Raw genomic sequence first — 15,206 nt, 5'->3', positions numbered from 1 at the left:
TGTTCCTCCTCCCGTGGGATCACCGCCCTCAGGCGGCCGAGCGGCTGCCGCTCGGGACGATCACGAGCGGGCTGGTGCAGCGATGCACCAGAGCCCGGCCGGTGGAGCCGAGCAGCATCCCCCGGAAACCACCGAGGCCGCGGCTGCCGATGACCAGGCAGCGGGCACGGGCGGCTGCGATCGCGAGCATCCGGGCCGGATCGCCGGTGAGCACCTCGTGCCGCACCCGCATGTCGGGGTACTTCTCCCGCCAGCCGGCCAGGGCCTCGCCCAGGTCAGCCAGAGCGGTCTCGACCAGCTCGGGCCACTCGGCCTCCTTCGGCCGGCGTACCTCGACGGCCTGAAGGTCCACTCCACCTAGCGACGCCTCCTCGAAGGCGAAGCCGATCGCTGCCTCGGAGGCCGCCGATCCGTCGACCCCGACCACGACCGGCCCACCGCCGGACACGTCCGGCACGGGCTCAGGGACGAGCGCGACCGGGCAGGGGAGGTGGCCCACCAGGGACGCACCCGTCGAGCCGATGGGCAGCGCTGAATGGGCCTCCGTCAGCCGCCGGATGCCCAGCACCAGCTGAGCTGCGCCGTCGGCGGCCTCGCGCAGCACGTGGACGGGCCGGCCCTCGACCAGCCGGGCGGTGATCTCCAGGTCCGGGTGCCGCTCGGTCGCCGTCAGCCGGGCGGATTCCAGCAGCGTGTCACCGGCGGCCCGGAGGCCGATCGCCCAACGGTGGGCAGGGTGGTCCGGCCCGGGTTCGGGAGGAGTGCCGACGGGCCAGTCCTGGGCGTGCAGCATCAGGAGCGGCAGACCCCGCCAGGCAGCCTCGTCAGAGGCCCAGCGCACCGCCCAGTGGTTCGCCTCGGACCGGTCGACGCCCACGACCACGGGACGGCGAACTCCGGAGCCGTTCATCAGGAACTCCTTTCGCTCCCGCCACGGGGGGTCTCCCGGCGGCTGACAGCGGCCTGATCACCTTCATCGTCGACCGCCGCGTGGAGCGCGGGGAGGGCCGGTCGGGCCCTGCGGGCGAGGCCGGTGGGCCTGTGCGGGTCTGCCGAGTACCGGCTGACCGGGCCGCCGGGGCCGACCGGCCCCGTCCCGGTACGAGACGGACATCGGCACCGACTCCCACCCCCTGCAGCACCTCGTCCGTGTCATAGGCGAGGCCTGGCCCCGAGCTGGAGCCGTCATGCTCTCTCGGCCACCGCGACGTGGTGCTTCACGGCGGCGAAGCTGTCGGGGGTGACCGAGATCGAGTCGATCCCGGCCGCTACGAGGAAGCGGGCGAAGTCCGGGTCGTTGCTGGGCCGTTGGCCGCAGAGGCCGACGGTGCGGCCGGCTGCGTGGGCCGTGGCGATCAGGCTGTCGATCGAGCGGGTGACCGCCGGGTCGCGTTCGTCGAAGAGGTGGGCGAGCAGGTCGGAGTCGCGGTCGACTCCGAGGGTGAGCTGGGTGAGGTCGTTGCTGCCGATCGAGAAGCCGTCGAAGCGCTCGGCGAACTGCTCGGCGAGGACGATGTTGGACGGTATCTCCGCCATCACGTACGCCCGCAGGCCGTTGCGGCCACGTTCCAGGCCGTGGCCGGCCATCTCGGTGAGGACCCGGTCCGCCTCCTGCGGGGTACGGCAGAACGGGATCATCACCACGACATTGGTCAGGCCCGTCTCGTCGCGGACCTTCCGCAGGGCCCGGCACTCCAGGGCGAATCCCTCGCGGTAGCGCTCGTCGTAGTAGCGGCTGGCCCCGCGCCACCCGATCATCGGATTGGCTTCGACCGGCTCGAACGGTTGCCCGCCGATCAGCCGGGCGTACTCGTTGGTCTTGAAGTCACTGGTACGGACCACCACCGGATGCGGCCAGCGGGAGGCGGCGATCCGGGCCACGCCCCGGGCGAGGTTGTCGGTGAAGTAGTCGGTGCGGTCCGGGTATCCGCTGGTGAGTTCGTCGATCAGGCGTCGGTCCTCGGGGGACAGCCGTTCGGGGTGCACGAGCGCCATCGGGTGAACCCGCACCTGATGGGCCACCATGAACTCCATCCGGAGCAGTCCCACACCGTCGGCAGGCAGCTGCCACCAGCGGAACGCGGCTGCCGGGTCGGCGAGGTTGAGCATCACTTTCGTCCGCGTCTCGGGCAATGTGCCGAGATCCGTCTCGGACTCCTCGAACGCGACCTGTCCGGCGTAGACACGGCCCTCCGAGCCTTCGGCACAGGACACCGTGACCTGCTTCCGGTCCTCGAGGACGGCGGTGGCCCGTCCGGTCCCCACCACGGCCGGCACGCCGAGCTCGCGGCTGACGATCGCCGCGTGCGAGGTCCGCCCGCCGTGGTCGGTGACGATCGCCGAGGCCCGCTTCATCAGCGGCTCCCAGTCCGGGTCGGTGATCGCGGTGACCAGGACCGCGCCGGTCGGGAAGCGCTCCAGCTCGACCGGGCTGGCCAGCGCGCACACCGGGCCGACGCCGATCGCCTCGCCGACGGCGATCCCGCTCACCAGCCGTTCGCCGGTGCCGGTCAGCCGGTAGCGGCGCAGCACTGTCCCGTGTCGTCGGGACTGCACGGTCTCGGGACGGGCCTGGACGAGGTAGAGGGCACCGGTCGGGCCGTCCTTGGCCCACTCGATGTCCATCGGGCACCCGAAGTGCTCCTCGACGGCGACCGCCCACTCGGCGAGCGCGCGTACCTCGGCGTCGTCCAGTACCCGGCCGGCGCGCTCCTCGGGGATGGTGTCCACCGTTCGGGTGAGCCCCTCGGTGGCGTATACCGCCTTGCGCCGCTTGGCGCCGACCTGTGCCTGGATCACCGGGTTCAGAGCCGGATCTTTCAGCAGCGGCTTGAACACCACGTACTCGTCGGGGTCGACCTGGCCGCTGACCACCGTCTCGCCGAGGCCCCAGGCGGCGCTGACCACGACCGCTCCGGGGAAGCCGCTCTCGGGGTCCAGCGTGAACACCACGCCGGCCCCGCCGAGGTCGGCGCGGACCATCAGCTGCACGCCCACCGAAAGCGCCACGGCCATGTGGTCGAAGCCCATCCGCTCGCGGTAGTCGATCGCCCGGTCGGTGAACAGGGACGCGAAGCAGCGATGGCACGCGTCGATGACGGCGGCCCGGCCACGCACGTTGAGGAAGGTCTCCTGCTGCCCGGCGAAGCTCGCCTCCGGCAGGTCCTCAGCGGTCGCGCTGGACCGCACGGCGACATCAGGGTCGGTCCGCCGGACCTCCAGGCCGAGCCGCTCGTACGCCTCGGTCAGCTCGTCTTCCAGCGTGGACGGGAGAGGAGCGGCGAGGAGGGCGGCGCGGATGGCCGAGCCCACCTCGGCGAGCGCAGCGCCCTGATGCAGTCGGTCGAGTTGCTCCCTGATCCGTTCGGTCAGGTGAGCGTCTGTAATGAACTCACGGTAGGCGTCGGCAGTGACGGCGAAGCCGTCCGGGACGCGGACCCCGGCCCGGCCCAGGTGGGTGATGAGCTCGCCGAGGGATGCGTTCTTGCCGCCGACCAGGCCGACGTCCCCGCGGCCGATCTCGGTGAACCAGGTGACGCGGCGCATGGCTGCCTCCGGGGAAGTGGTACTCAGTACGGCAGTGGCCGGTCGGAGGGGGTGCGCAGGTCCAGCGGCGGAGATTGGGGGCGCGCTGCGCGCTTGGCGATCATGATCCGGGGCATCCGAGCCACCTCCTCGGTCGCCTGGCCGGTGTCCAGTGACCTCCACGATCTCCCCGGCCCCGTTCCGGGCCCCAGGGGCCGACGCCCCGAATTCCGGGCCCGACCAGGTCCTTCCCCGGTGGGCCGGACGGCCCAAGGCGATCGGAAGGGCCGACCGGCCCGTCCGGCGGGTGCCTGCCGGCCCTGGCAGCGCACTCTGGACGGCGGTTCTCCTGGAATCGAGGGAAATGGCAGGGAGGCCGGCCATGACCAGCACCACGGTTCCCGAGACGCAGAGTCTGCTTCGCACCCGATGCGGCCGGACGATTACGGTCTCCCGGTTCGCCGAGGGAGTCATGCCTCCGGATCTTGGACGGGTCGTGCTGGACATGGCCCGCGAACCCTATGACCAGGATCTGGTGTGGGCATCGCTCACACCCGACGAGGCCAGGGCACTCGCGGGCCTGCTGATCCAGCAGGCCGCCGCCGTCGAGCGGTCGCGGACAGCGCGCACCGGTGCTGTGGAGGCTCACGGGCTTCGGGGCGATGCGTACGCGATCACCGCCCGGGACCACCTGCTGACGGTTGACCAGCCCCTGGACGGCGGCGGCACCGACACCGGTCCGACGCCCGTGGAACTTCTGGTCGCCGCCCTGGCAGGCTGCGTCGCGCACTATGCCGGACGCTACCTCGACCGCCACGGGATCCCTCGGGACGGCCTGCGGGTGACCGCCGACCGCGCTATGGCGCACGACCGGCCGACCCGGATCGCGTCGATCGACATCGGCCTGTCCGTTCCTGGGCTGCCCCCGGAGCGAGTAGAAGCACTGCTCGCGGTGGTCTCGCACTGCACGGTCCACACCACCCTGCAGCACCCGCCCGAGCTGACGATCTCCATGGAGCAGCAGCGGTGAGAGTCGTCTTCCTGGTGATCGCTCCACCAGTGACGGTTCTTCCGGGTGCGATGGCGCAGCAGGCCGCCCGGCGGATGGACGACGAGGTGGTGGGCTGTGTGCCGGTCGCCGACCGGGACGTCCTGCGCAGCATCGTGACCGAGCGCGATCTTTTCGTCTGTGCCCTGGCCGTCGGCGTCTGCCCCAAGACGCCCGTGTCCTGGTTGATGTCTGCGCCCGCGGTCGGCGTGGATGTCGCCGACAACCTTTCCGTGGCCTGCCGGACCTTCCGCCAGCGGGGGGTGTGGCGGCTGGCCGTCCTCGACGGGCAACGACCGGTCGGACTCCTCGCCATCGACGACGTCTTCCTCGACGTCCTCCAGTGGCTCTCCGACCTGCTCGGCCCCTTGTCCTGGAGCGCCCAGCTGTGGGGACGGAGGTTGTGCGACGCAATCCCGGGAGAGACGGTGGGCAACGCCGAGTGGACGGGGACCGCTGACCGGGCGGCAGGTGTTTCGCGCGGCCGCCGAGCGCCGTGATCGTGGGCATCGCTGCTGGTGGTCATCTGCACGATCCAATGATCAGGATGTCCACGATCAAGGGGCAATGCCCGGGGCCGCCGGCGTCGTGGGAGACGACAGCCAGGAGGGGACTGTCCACGTCGGGTTCACCCTGGGCCGGTAGGCTCCCGCCGCACATGACAGCTGGACGACAAGGCCGAGCGGAGACCTGGTGGAGGCAGTGGAGGAGCGCGCGGTGGCGCGGGTGGGGCTGGGGACGATCGTTCGGGAGTGGGGCCGGATCGGTTCGATCGGGTTCGGCGGTCCGCCCACCCATATCGCTCTGCTTCGGCAGCTGTGCGTCGAGCGCCGGGGCTGGATCGCGGCGGCCGAGTTCGAGGACGGCATCGCCGCCACGAACCTGCTGCCCGGACCGGCGTCGACACAGTTGGCGATCTTCACCGCGTGGCGCCTTCGCGGTGTGCCAGGTGCGGTGGTCGGCGGTGCCGCGTTCATCCTGCCCGGCCTGGTGCTGATCCTGGCGCTGTCCGCGCTCTTCCTGGCCGGAAGCCCCCCGCTGTGGGTCAGCGGGGCCGCGGCCGGGGCAGGTGCTGCGGTCGCTGCGGTCGCCGTCCAGGCGGCGAGCTCGCTGATGCCGGCGAGCTGGAGACGCGCCGGGTCCGAACGGTCCGCGCGGGCACGCTGGATCGGCTACTTCGCAGCGGGCGGCACGGCGGCCGTGGTGATCGGCCCGTTGATGGTCCTGGTACTCCTCGCCGCAGGCCTGCTGGAGGTCGCCGTCCGCACCCGGCGCGAAAGTACGGCGGGCACGCAGCGGCGCGGTGCGTGGCCGCTTCCCCTGGCCGTCGCCGGACCGGCGCTCGGCGGAATGCTCGCACTGGCGTGGGTGGCGTTCAAGGTCGGCGCGCTGTCGTACGGGGGCGGGTTCGTCATCATCCCCCTGATGCAGGCCGATGCCGTCGACCGGTACCACTGGATGAGCGACGGCCAGTTCCTGAACGCCGTGGCCCTCGGGCAGGTCACTCCCGGGCCGGTCGTGCAGACCGTCGCCGTCGTCGGCTACGCGGCGGCGGGCATCCCCGGCGGACTGCTCGCTGCTGCGGTGGCCTTCGCCCCGTCCTTCCTTTTCGTCATCCTCGGCGGTCCCCGGTTCGACGCCCTGCGCGCCAACACGGCGGTGCAGGCCTTCTTCACCGGTGCCGGTCCTGCTGTCATCGGAGCGATCACCGGATCCGCCATTCCCCTGGCCTCGGCGTTGCAGCACACCTGGCAGTACGGGGTGCTCGCCGCCGCCGCGCTCTGGCTGCTCGCCGCCAGGCGCGGCGTCGTCAGCGCCCTCCTCGGCGCCGGAGCGGTCGGCGTGGCCTTCGCGGTAGCCGGCTGGCCAGTGAGCTGAACGGCATCGGGTCGGCCGGCCGTGGCCCGCACGGTGTCCGGCCCGCCGACGTCCTTCCGCGGTGGATCGCCCGTTTGCGGCCGTCGGTCAGTCCTGGGCGAGGATCATGTTGCCGGTGGTGGCTCCTCCGTCGATCACGAACTCGGATCCGGTGGTGAAGGTGGCGTCGGCGGCGATGAACAGCGCCATCACGGCGACCTCCTCGGGCGTGCCGTAGCGGGGGATGGGCTGGTCGGCGGTGATGCTCTCGTCCATGCCTGCGGTCATCGGGGTGAGGATCGGGCCGGGGTGGATCGAGCAGACGCGGACGCCGTCGGACGCCAGCTCCAGGGCCGCGGTCTTGGTCAGGCCGCGCAGGCCCCACTTGCTCGCGACGTACGCGCCGAGGTTCGCGTAGCCCATCAGGCCCGCCGTGGAGGAAATGTTGATCACCACGCCGCCGCCCGCCCGGCGCAGGGACGGCACCACGGTGTGCAGGCCGAGCCACGCGCCGTAGAGGTTGACGTCGAGCACGCGGCGGAAGGACTCGGGTGTCTGCTCCTCGATGGGGCCGAAGTCGACGACGCCGGCGTTGTTCACCAGGACCGCCACCGGGCCGTGGTCATGCTCGGCGTTCGCGACGGTGGCCGCCCAGTCCTCGGCGCTTGTGACGTCGAGCCGGTTGAACCGCGCGGAGGAACCGAGTTCGGCGGCGAGCGCCTCGCCCTCGGGGCACAGGACATCGGCGATCGTGACTGACGCGCCCTCCTCGGCGAACGCGCGGGCGATGGCAGCTCCGATACCGCGTGCGCCGCCCGTGACGACCGCGTTCTTCTCGTTCAGGCGTCCCATGACGACCACCCAGCATCCTGCGGAACCGAGCCCTTCGGTAGAAGGGCTCCCTCTGTTCCAGCGTGCGCTGCGGCTTGCGGAGCCGCCGGTCGGGAGGCCACCACGGAGTCAGCGCGAACGACCAGGGCTGTGACGAGTCCGGTCGAGCATGTCGTTGTCATCCGTGTTCCGGCCCCTCATAGGCGGACGATGACGAGGGCTGTGTCGTCATGGCCGTTGCCGCGGGCAGCTCCGAGGTCGGTGAGGACGGCGTCGGCGAGCGGGCCGGGGGCGAGGTGACGGTGCCGGACGAGGCTGTCGGTGAGGCAGCGCAGCCCGACGTCGATGTCCTCGCCGCGGCGTTCGATGAGCCCGTCGGTGTACAGCGCGAGGACGGCCCCCGGCGTGTAGCGGATGGTGGCCTCGGACCGGGTGACCGGTTCCGGGGCAGCGTTCAGCGGTGGGTCGGTGGCGGCGTCGAGGGCGTCGGCGATGCCGTCGGGGTGGACCAGGACCGGCGGTGGGTGTCCGGCACAGCTGTAGCCGACCGTGCGGCGGGTGCGGTCGACGAGGGTCTGGACGGCGGTGGTGGCCAGCGCGCCGTCGAGGGTGGCGGCGTACCGGTCGAGGGTCTCCAGCGCGCGGGCGGGATCCAGGGTGGCGCGGATCGCGGCGTTGAGGGCGGCGTGGAGCTGGCCCATGACGCCGGCGGCCTCAAGACCGTGGCCGACGACGTCGCCGACAGCGATTGCGGTCAGGTCGGGAGTGAGGTCGACGAGGTCGTACCAGTCGCCGCAGACATTGAGGGCGTCGGTGGCGGGGCGGTAGCGGACGGCTGCGGTGGTGCGGCGGGTTTCGGGGACCGTGGGGAGCATGGACTCCTGCAGGGTGAACGCGATCCGGCGTTCGCGGGCATGGGCCTCGCGCAGCTGCTGGTTGAGCTCCTGAAGTTCCTGGGCGCGGGTGAGGAGGTCGGCGGCCATCTGCTGCTCATGGGTGAGGGCACCGCCCGGCCGCTCCCACGGATGGTGCGCCTTGAGCTGGCGGACGAGTGCGGTGACCTCCTCGACCCGGTGGACGATGAGGGTGACGCGTCCGTCCGGGTCGGTCACCGGGGAGTTGATCGGGCTCCAGTAGCGCTCCTCGAAGACGCCGGGCCGCTCGGGGTCCTCGACGTCGTATTTCTGCAGAGCCATGCTGTCGCGTCGGCCGGTGGCCAGTACCCGTTCCAGCGAGGCGCGCAGGTTACGGGCGCCGCTGGCCTCGGGGTCGGCGGGATTGTCGGGGAAGGCGTCGAAGACGTTGCGCCCGACCAGGTCGTCCAGGCTGTGGCCGGAGACCTGCAGGTAGGCGGCGTTGGCGTCGACCATGATGAGATCGGGGGTCATGACCAGCATCGGGCTGGGGACGGCCTGGAACACCGCCGTGTAGTCGATCGCCGGCCCGGCCACGCCACCCCCGCTCGTACTCAACTGATCACCGCAGGTGATGCAAATGTACGCGGAGGGCACGGCCGGAGTCGGGCACTGCGTGTCGTCCATGAGTCAGTGTCACGGACCGTGCTGCTTGCGTGCCCTGCGGGTGAGGGTGGCCGGCACAACCAGTTTCGGCGCGGGCAGGTCCGTACGGACCTCATTCGCATGGCCGGAGCGTGCAGCGCCGGGTCGGACTCCGGCTTGTCCGGTGCCGGTGGCGGAGAGAGGGTTGTCATACCGCCACGACGAGCAGCAGCACCGGCCGTTCCGGGCGGGTGGTGGCGGGGCTCGGACATTCGGCTTCGGCCGCGAAGGAGTGGGAGTCCATGGCTGGTATCGCTGACCGTCTCGCGGAGCTGTTCCGGATCAAGGCGAACCGGCTGCTGGACCGGGCCGAGGATCCGCGTGAGGTGCTGGACTTCGCGTACACCCAGCAGCTGGAGCTGTTGCAGCAGGTGCGGCGCGGCCTGGCGGACGTGGCGACGAGCCGCAAACGGGTGGAGCTGCAGGTCGCCGGGCTGCGGCAGTCGGCCGGCAAGCTGGAGGAGCAGGCGCAGCAGGCGTTGGCCGACAGCCGGGAGGATGTGGCTCGTGAGGTGCTGGCCCGGCGGGCGGGTGTGCACGGTCAGCTGACCGCGCTGGAGGAGCAGGAGCCGCTGCTGAAGGCGGAGGAGGAGCGGCTCACCGAGACGTCCCGGGAGCTGGAGGCGAAGGTGGAGGCCTTCCGCGTCCGCAAGGAGACGCTCAAGGCCGAGTACACCAGGGCCGAGGCACAGGCCCATGTCGCGGAGGCGGTGTCCGGCGTCGGGCAGGACATGGGGAACATCGGCGCGGCCGTGCAGCGGGCGAGGGACCGGACGGAGCAACTGCAGGCCCGTTCGGCGGCGCTGGAAGAGTTGACTGCCTCCGGCGCGCTGGAGGATGCCACCGTCCCGGCCGGTCCGGACGACGTACGGATCGAGCTGGAGCGAATCACCTCGGATCGGGAGGTGGAGGACGAGCTGAAGCGGCTGAAGGCGAAGCTTCCCGCCGCGACGGGGACGGAGACGGACATGGGAGAGGACAGCAGGAGCGCGGAGTCCGGTGGGGAGTCATCGGTGTGATCGTCCAGCGGCCCCAGCGGAGGTCAAGGTGCAGGGGGAGACGCCGCCGGATTCCGCCGAGTATGCGCGTGTCATGGTGCGCGCCGTGGCCGGGCACGCGCACCAGCCGGTGCTGTCAGCACGGGTGAGACTGACGCAGCGGCGGGATCCGGCGGCGGGCCATTCGGCGGTAGCCCGGGCCAGTCTTGACGTGAACGGGCAGATCGCGCGGGCGCCAGCGGCGGCCGAGGCCGTGCACGAGGCCATCGACCTGTTGAAGGAACGGCTGGACTACCAGCATTCCCGCCTGGAACACCGGTAGCTGTGGCCCGGCCCGACCCCGCTCGGCCCCTACGAACAACGGAACCCGAGCGGTCCGGGCTGACCGCAGCGCGCTCCGCGGCCCTCGCGACAGGGCCTCATTCGGCGCTTGAAGGAGTCGTTCGGCCCTCGTGACAGGGGCGGGTGGCGATTAGTGTACGAAGTGACCTGCAGGGCGAGCGAGGGAGTTCGGCCGGAGCGGCGCCCGACGGTCAGTGCGCTGTCCGGAGCCGATTTCGACGGCTGGGCTGAGAGGCCGGAGGGTGGTCGACGAGACCCCGCCGGCGACCTCCATTACCTGATCCGGGCAATGCCGGTGGAGGGAGCCCACCTTGCAGGTTCCAGTCGGGGAAGGGAACAGCGGCCCGCGCGCCGGCCTCGCAGATGATCTGCGAGCAGTGTGCGGGTCGTCCTCCATCATCCCGTCCCGCCCCGCTCTCAGGCATCCGCGACGGCATAGCGGAGGAGGGCGGCAAGTCCGTCGTCCAGCGGGAGTTCGCCGCGGGGGAACACGATCAGTTCTGCGCCGGTGCCGACGATCGCCCGGACGAGAGCGGCGTCGGCCGGCTCCTGCCAGCTGGAACCGATGCCGAGGGAGGTCAGCTCGTCCTGGGTGAAGCCGATCTGTTTGGGCGCGATGCCGACCCAAAGCCGCTGGTCCAGGTCGAAGGTATCGTTGATCAGGACGGTTTCGGCCTGGCCGTGGCGCAGGGCGGCGACGGTGGCCGCGAGGCCTTCGACCACACCGCTGCGCCGGGCGCGGCGGGCCAGGAAGCGCTGGGTGTTGGCCTGGTCGCGGGCGGACAGGCGGCCGCGGAACAGGTAGGCGAGTTCGTCCTCCATGAGGGCACGTTCGGGGTCGGTGTCCCAGCCGTCGCTGTCGATGGTGACGATGCGCTTGCGCAGGCGTTTGGGCAGTTCCCGGGTGAGGGCGTTGCGTGCCCAGTGGTCGCCGGACACGATGATCGCCTCGGCCTCGCTGTTGTCGGCGAGGCCGGCGAGCTCCTCGGCGACCCCTGCGGCGGCATGTCGCCATTCGGAGGCCGCGACCCGGTGCCGGGTCAGGTGGCCGGGGGCGACCCTGGCGGTGGGCCACCGGCCTGCCTGGAGGTCGACCTCCAGCTCGGAGGCGGGGCCGCCGCCCGGTCGGGTGACGCGGTGGACGGCGACGGCGGCGTAGGGGATGTCGGGGGCGTGCTGGAGGGCGAGCGGCATGGCGTCGGGGACCATCGTGAACCGGGCGGCGTCGCGGGCTGGTGCCTCGGGCAGTTCCTCGGCGAGCGCGAGGCGGCCGTGGGCGGCGAAGACGGCCTGGCCGTGGCGGCCCGGTAGGTCGCGGTCGGTGCCGACGACGCGGGTGACGGCGCCGCGGGTGGCCATGTCGGCGCCCTGAGCGGCGAGTTCGGTCTCCAGGCGCCGTCGGCGCAGGTCGATGGCCCGGTCGGGCTCGTCGAGGTCGCGCGAGGTGTCGACGTAGGCGCAGGCATAGGGGCCCGGTCGTGCGTAGAGCGGGCCGAGGAAGGTAAGTTTCATGGCCGTCCGCTCCTGTGGGGGTCAGAGTCCTTTAGCGAGCAGGAGTTCGTGAGCCAGACGGGCGGCGCGGCCCACGCGGTCGGGATCGGGCTCCTGGTCGGGGAGGTCCTCCAGGCCCTGGATGAGGGCGCGCACGGCCTGACCGAGGGCCTGGACCCGGGCTTCGAGCAGTTCCAGACGTTCGACGGTGCTTTCGAGGTCACGGCCGGGAGGGGGGAAGGCCTCGGTCGGCGTGCCTGGGGCGGTGGAGTCGGTCATGTTCGGCTGCCTCTCCTGAGTGGTCTGCGGTGGTGGGTCACTCGGCGGGGGTGATCAGGCCGTAGTGGCCGTCGAAGCGGCGGTAGAGGACGTTGCCGCGTCCGGTGACATCGTCGGTGAAGAACACGAAGGGCTGTCCGAGGGTGTCCATGCGGCGTTTCGCGGTGGCCACGTTCATTCGCGGTGCGGGAGCGGGGCTGACGGTCAGCGGGATGGCGGTGGTGCCGAGCTGTTCGGGGTGGGGGTGGACCTGGGCGAGCCGGTAGCCGGTGGGGGCGGCGCGGTAGAGGACACTGTCCTCGCCGGTGGCCAGGTCGGTGAAGAGGTGGAAGCCGTAGTCCATGGTGTCCATCTCGAAGGCGGCCTCGTCGACGGTCTCGCGGGCGAGGGAGAAGGACTTGTGGCGAATGATCTCGCGCTCTTCGGGCGGGCGGGGGTAGTGCGCGGGGCGGTGCGTGGGCTCGGTGCCGTGCCGCCACTCGTGCTCGTGCTCGTGCTCGGCGGCTCTGGGCGTGCCACCGCGTTGGGCCTCCCAGTGTCTGCGGAGTCGGGCCAGCTTCAGGGCCAGCAGGTCGTGCAGGAGGTCGATCGCCTCGGGCATGGATTCGGCGGCGACGTGGGCGCGGGCGGCGCGCCCGTTGACGTCCAGGTTGGCCTGGGCGAGGTAGGGGCGCTCGGTGGCGGGGTTGTGCATGCGAGTGAGCCGGATCCGGACGGACAGGACGGGCTCTCGCACCTGGTCCAGGAGTGCGAGCACTTTGGTGCGGGCGAGTTCGGGCGTGCCGAGCGGGAGGTCGCCCTGGGCCTCGACCTGGACCTCGGGTGTCTGTGTGGGCATCGGTCGGTTCGCCATCGGATCTTCTCCGTTCGTCGGATGCCGGTGATGGCGGTGTCAGCGGTAGCGGGTCAGTCCGCCGATGCCCTGCGCAGGAGCACGGGGCGTGCCGGGCGTGAGGATGCGGATGTCGGCTCCGGTGAGGAGCGCGCTTCGGACGGCGGCGTCGGCCAGCCCCGTCTCCACCAGCGGTCCGGCGTCTGCTGCGAAGGCGGTGCCGAGGTCGGCGATGTCGGTGGGTTTCGGGCCGAACCACGCTGTGTGGTGGGAGGCAGGGTCGTCGGTCACCAGGAGGGTGCGCAGTTGTCCGTCGGCGAGGGCGCGCAGGGTCGCGGTGATGCCTTCCACGGCATGTCCGCGGGCTGAGCGTTCTTCGGTGTACCGGCGGAGCAGGGCCGTGGTCCCGTCGCGTCCGGCGCGGCAGGTCTCTGTGTCGACCTGGGCCAGCCGTCGGGGCTGCGGCTGCCGCTGACCGGGTGGATCGACACGTTGTTCCGGACCCAGGCGGGCAGGTGCCTGGTGAGGTACTGGCGGGCACGGACGTCACCGGCCAGCATCAGGTCGTGCGCGTCCACTTCTGCCAGCGCGGTGCCGAGGGCTTCGGCGACCCTGGCGGCGTTGTGCTCCCAGGAGTCCTCGGCGCGGTGCTGGTAGCGCATCTGGGACGTGCCGCCGGGCCGGTTGCGTTCGATCTCGTCATCGGGGCCGGTGACGGTGCGGCGGGTGCTCTCGGTGGCACCGGCGGGGTAGAGCTGGAGGTCGGCGCCGGTGCGGTCGACGACGGCGACGACGTGCGCGGGGTGGTCCTGGCGCCAGGCGAGCAGCGGCAGCAGGTGCGGCAGCGGCCCGGCCATGGCGAGATCGTGCTGCTCGCAGCCGGGCAGCACGGCGGAGAGCCTCACGTCGCCGCTGGCGGCGAAGGCCGCCAGCACGCCGGAACCCGGCTGCGAGGACAGGAAGCGCTGAGTCAGCGCGTCCAGCTCACCGGCCTCGGCCCCTCGGGCGGCGAGGCCGCGGCAGAGTTCCTGCCAGCGCTCCTCGGCGTACTGGCCCTTCTCCGGGCGCGTGTCGAGATCGAAGTAGACCGACAGGAACGGGCCGGGCTCGGCGAGCAGCTCGCGCAGGGCCTCGGTGCCGATCTCGGTTCCGGTTGTCATGTGATTCCTCCTCGGGCGGGACGAAGCCCTCCGGGGTCGGGGATCCGATGCGACAGCCCGGGACGAGGTCCGGCGGGAGAGCCCAGCGTGTTCGGCCGAATACGCTGCCGAACCGGCGCGGCCCGTTTCCAGGCCATCGGCGACCTGCAACCGACGCTAGTTCGTTCTGCTCCTGACCGCGATGGGCCGGTCGGCCCGACCGGGCCGTCGGGAGGAACCGCCTGCCGAGGGCCACCCGCCTGGCATCGCTGGGCCTCCTTGACCCCGTCGGCAGGCGAAGAAAACGGCAGGCGGGCGTACGGAAGGAACAGGCGACGAGGAACCGTCGAACAGGCCGCCGAGGTACTGGAATTCGCGCCAGGACTACGGATGCCGGGCCACTCGACCGCGAGGTGCAGCCGCCGCACGCCGACGAGGTCATCGCCGCCCCTGCAGGCGGCGTCGTCCAACGCGGCCCGCCATGCGCACGCGGCCACGGTCGAACTCGCCATGAGGAGCGGCAGCGGACCGGGTCTCTCCGTCGCCGAGGACGGCCAAGGCCCCCGAACACCGATGCCACAGCTGACCGGACGACCTCGCCGACCGGGCCGCGAGGCTCGCGGGCTCCTTCGACGCCACCTCCGGTCCTCACGCCCGGACCCGCCTGCTCGGGCACGCGCCACTCCCGGCAGCGGGCGGATCCGGGACGGCTGACCCGAGAATCGTCCTGAACCGCATCATGCGAATCAGCTGATCGGACAAGGCGGCTGCCGTGGTGGGGGGTTTCTCCGATCGCGGTGGCCGTGGTCGCGCAGCAGGATGGAAGCAGATGTCCGGACGAATGAGGAGGGCTGAGATGGCCGGCGAGTTGCTCCACAGGCGTTCGCACTGGTGGCCCCCGTTCTCGGAGTGGTTCGAGGATCTCCCCGTCGAACTGCGGATGGGTGAGCACATGATCCGCGTCGAGGAGTCCGAGGAGGAGGGAACGTACGTGGTCAGGGCCGAGCTTCCGGGGATCGACCCCGCGAAGGACGTCGAGATCACGGTCGAGGGAGGCGTGCTGACCGTCCGCGCGGAGCGCACCGAGGAGAGGCGGGAGAAGCAGCGCTCGGAGTTCCGCTATGGCTCTTTCACCCGCAGTGTCCGGCTGCCCGAAGGCGTGAACGAGCAGGACATCACCGCGACCTTCGACAAGGGCGTGCTGACCGTGAAGGCTCCGATGGGCAAGGTCGAGAAGCAGGCCCGTCGGATCGAGATCGCGAGCGGCTCCGAGGGCTGAGACGCGCATCGGTGCGGTGCGGTGCG

At 71.5% G+C, this 15,206-nt stretch carries 15 protein-coding genes; 6 read left to right on the top strand and 9 right to left on the bottom strand.

The window, feature by feature from the left end; all coding sequences use genetic code 11:
• Positions 1-28: 28 nt before the first annotated feature.
• Both ACFVHB_RS10005 and ppsA read right to left on the bottom strand, forming a co-directional pair.
• Positions 29-910: a universal stress protein gene (locus ACFVHB_RS10005; RefSeq protein ID WP_380317984.1), complete on the bottom strand. Its 882-nt coding sequence runs from the start codon at positions 908-910 to the stop codon at positions 29-31.
• A 275-nt stretch (positions 911-1,185) separates the two neighbouring features.
• A complete protein-coding gene (gene ppsA, locus ACFVHB_RS10000) occupies positions 1,186-3,546 on the bottom strand; it encodes a phosphoenolpyruvate synthase (RefSeq protein WP_380317981.1) in 2,361 nt (786 codons plus the stop codon).
• Positions 3,547-3,907: 361 nt separating this feature from the next.
• On the opposite strand from ppsA, the gene ACFVHB_RS09995 reads away from it, so the two are divergent.
• The 3 genes from ACFVHB_RS09995 (at position 3,908) to chrA (ending at position 6,451) form a co-directional block, all read left to right on the top strand.
• The gene (locus ACFVHB_RS09995) at positions 3,908-4,555 is read left to right on the top strand and encodes an OsmC family protein (protein WP_380317978.1); all 648 of its coding nucleotides are present in this window, start codon (positions 3,908-3,910) and stop codon (positions 4,553-4,555) included.
• Complete coding sequence (locus ACFVHB_RS09990) at positions 4,552-5,073, top strand: CBS domain-containing protein (RefSeq protein ID WP_380317975.1); 522 nt, start codon at positions 4,552-4,554, stop codon at positions 5,071-5,073. Before ACFVHB_RS09995 ends, ACFVHB_RS09990 begins: the two co-directional genes overlap by 4 nt.
• 193 nt (positions 5,074-5,266) lie before the next feature.
• The gene (chrA, locus tag ACFVHB_RS09985; RefSeq protein ID WP_380317972.1) at positions 5,267-6,451 is read left to right on the top strand and encodes a chromate efflux transporter; all 1,185 of its coding nucleotides are present in this window, start codon (positions 5,267-5,269) and stop codon (positions 6,449-6,451) included.
• An 87-nt stretch (positions 6,452-6,538) separates the two neighbouring features.
• On the opposite strand, the gene ACFVHB_RS09980 is transcribed toward chrA, so the two are convergent.
• Together ACFVHB_RS09980 and ACFVHB_RS09975 are read right to left on the bottom strand one after the other, a co-directional pair.
• Positions 6,539-7,282 (bottom strand): SDR family NAD(P)-dependent oxidoreductase, encoded by a 744-nt coding sequence (locus tag ACFVHB_RS09980; protein ID WP_380317969.1) that lies wholly within the window; start codon positions 7,280-7,282, stop codon positions 6,539-6,541.
• Positions 7,283-7,458: 176 nt separating this feature from the next.
• The gene (locus ACFVHB_RS09975; protein WP_380317966.1) at positions 7,459-8,733 is read right to left on the bottom strand and encodes a PP2C family protein-serine/threonine phosphatase; all 1,275 of its coding nucleotides are present in this window, start codon (positions 8,731-8,733) and stop codon (positions 7,459-7,461) included.
• Between the two features lie 329 nt (positions 8,734-9,062).
• On the opposite strand from ACFVHB_RS09975, the gene ACFVHB_RS09970 reads away from it, so the two are divergent.
• Positions 9,063-9,839 carry a PspA/IM30 family protein gene (locus ACFVHB_RS09970; RefSeq protein ID WP_380317963.1) on the top strand — a complete coding sequence of 259 codons (777 nt, stop codon included), beginning with the start codon at positions 9,063-9,065 and terminating at the stop codon, positions 9,837-9,839.
• Between the two features lie 28 nt (positions 9,840-9,867).
• Positions 9,868-10,140: a hypothetical protein gene (locus ACFVHB_RS09965; protein WP_380317960.1), complete on the top strand. Its 273-nt coding sequence runs from the start codon at positions 9,868-9,870 to the stop codon at positions 10,138-10,140.
• A gap of 437 nt (positions 10,141-10,577) precedes the next feature.
• On the opposite strand, the gene ACFVHB_RS09960 is transcribed toward ACFVHB_RS09965, so the two are convergent.
• From ACFVHB_RS09960 to ACFVHB_RS09940, 5 genes are read right to left on the bottom strand one after another with little or no spacing between them, the layout of a single operon-like run.
• A complete protein-coding gene (locus ACFVHB_RS09960) occupies positions 10,578-11,672 on the bottom strand; it encodes a hypothetical protein (protein ID WP_380317957.1) in 1,095 nt (364 codons plus the stop codon).
• Positions 11,673-11,693: 21 nt separating this feature from the next.
• Positions 11,694-11,930: a hypothetical protein gene (locus tag ACFVHB_RS09955; protein ID WP_380317954.1), complete on the bottom strand. Its 237-nt coding sequence runs from the start codon at positions 11,928-11,930 to the stop codon at positions 11,694-11,696.
• A gap of 37 nt (positions 11,931-11,967) precedes the next feature.
• On the bottom strand, positions 11,968-12,768 hold the full coding sequence (locus ACFVHB_RS09950) for a sigma 54 modulation/S30EA ribosomal C-terminal domain-containing protein (protein ID WP_380317951.1): 801 nt from the start codon (positions 12,766-12,768) through the stop codon (positions 11,968-11,970).
• Between the two features lie 54 nt (positions 12,769-12,822).
• A complete protein-coding gene (locus ACFVHB_RS09945; RefSeq protein WP_380317948.1) occupies positions 12,823-13,113 on the bottom strand; it encodes a hypothetical protein in 291 nt (96 codons plus the stop codon).
• Positions 13,050-13,922, bottom strand: coding sequence for a Vms1/Ankzf1 family peptidyl-tRNA hydrolase (locus ACFVHB_RS09940; protein WP_380317945.1), 873 nt, complete (start codon positions 13,920-13,922; stop codon positions 13,050-13,052). Before ACFVHB_RS09940 ends, ACFVHB_RS09945 begins: the two co-directional genes overlap by 64 nt.
• An 835-nt stretch (positions 13,923-14,757) precedes the next feature.
• Here ACFVHB_RS09940 and ACFVHB_RS09935 point away from each other — a divergent pair.
• On the top strand, positions 14,758-15,180 hold the full coding sequence (locus ACFVHB_RS09935; RefSeq protein WP_380317942.1) for an Hsp20/alpha crystallin family protein: 423 nt from the start codon (positions 14,758-14,760) through the stop codon (positions 15,178-15,180).
• Positions 15,181-15,206 lie beyond the last annotated feature (26 nt).

The organism is Kitasatospora sp. NPDC127111 (genome assembly GCF_042677465.1).
GTDB lineage: Bacteria > Actinomycetota > Actinomycetes > Streptomycetales > Streptomycetaceae > Kitasatospora.
This window is presented reverse-complemented; position numbering and strand designations above follow the sequence as displayed.

Bases quoted from the DNA above. Each gene is read 5' to 3' on its own strand.
- ACFVHB_RS10005 (WP_380317984.1), bottom strand. From the start codon at position 910: ATGAACGGCTCCGGAGTTCGCCGTCCCGTGGTCGTGGGCGTCGACCGG.
- ppsA (WP_380317981.1), bottom strand. From the start codon at position 3,546: ATGCGCCGCGTCACCTGGTTCACCGAGATCGGCCGCGGGGACGTCGGC.
- ACFVHB_RS09995 (WP_380317978.1), top strand. From the start codon at position 3,908: ATGACCAGCACCACGGTTCCCGAGACGCAGAGTCTGCTTCGCACCCGA.
- ACFVHB_RS09980 (WP_380317969.1), bottom strand. From the start codon at position 7,282: ATGGGACGCCTGAACGAGAAGAACGCGGTCGTCACGGGCGGCGCACGC.
- ACFVHB_RS09970 (WP_380317963.1), top strand. From the start codon at position 9,063: ATGGCTGGTATCGCTGACCGTCTCGCGGAGCTGTTCCGGATCAAGGCG.
- ACFVHB_RS09960 (WP_380317957.1), bottom strand. From the start codon at position 11,672: ATGAAACTTACCTTCCTCGGCCCGCTCTACGCACGACCGGGCCCCTAT.
- ACFVHB_RS09955 (WP_380317954.1), bottom strand. From the start codon at position 11,930: ATGACCGACTCCACCGCCCCAGGCACGCCGACCGAGGCCTTCCCCCCT.
- ACFVHB_RS09950 (WP_380317951.1), bottom strand. From the start codon at position 12,768: ATGCCCACACAGACACCCGAGGTCCAGGTCGAGGCCCAGGGCGACCTC.
- ACFVHB_RS09940 (WP_380317945.1), bottom strand. From the start codon at position 13,922: ATGACAACCGGAACCGAGATCGGCACCGAGGCCCTGCGCGAGCTGCTC.
- ACFVHB_RS09935 (WP_380317942.1), top strand. From the start codon at position 14,758: ATGGCCGGCGAGTTGCTCCACAGGCGTTCGCACTGGTGGCCCCCGTTC.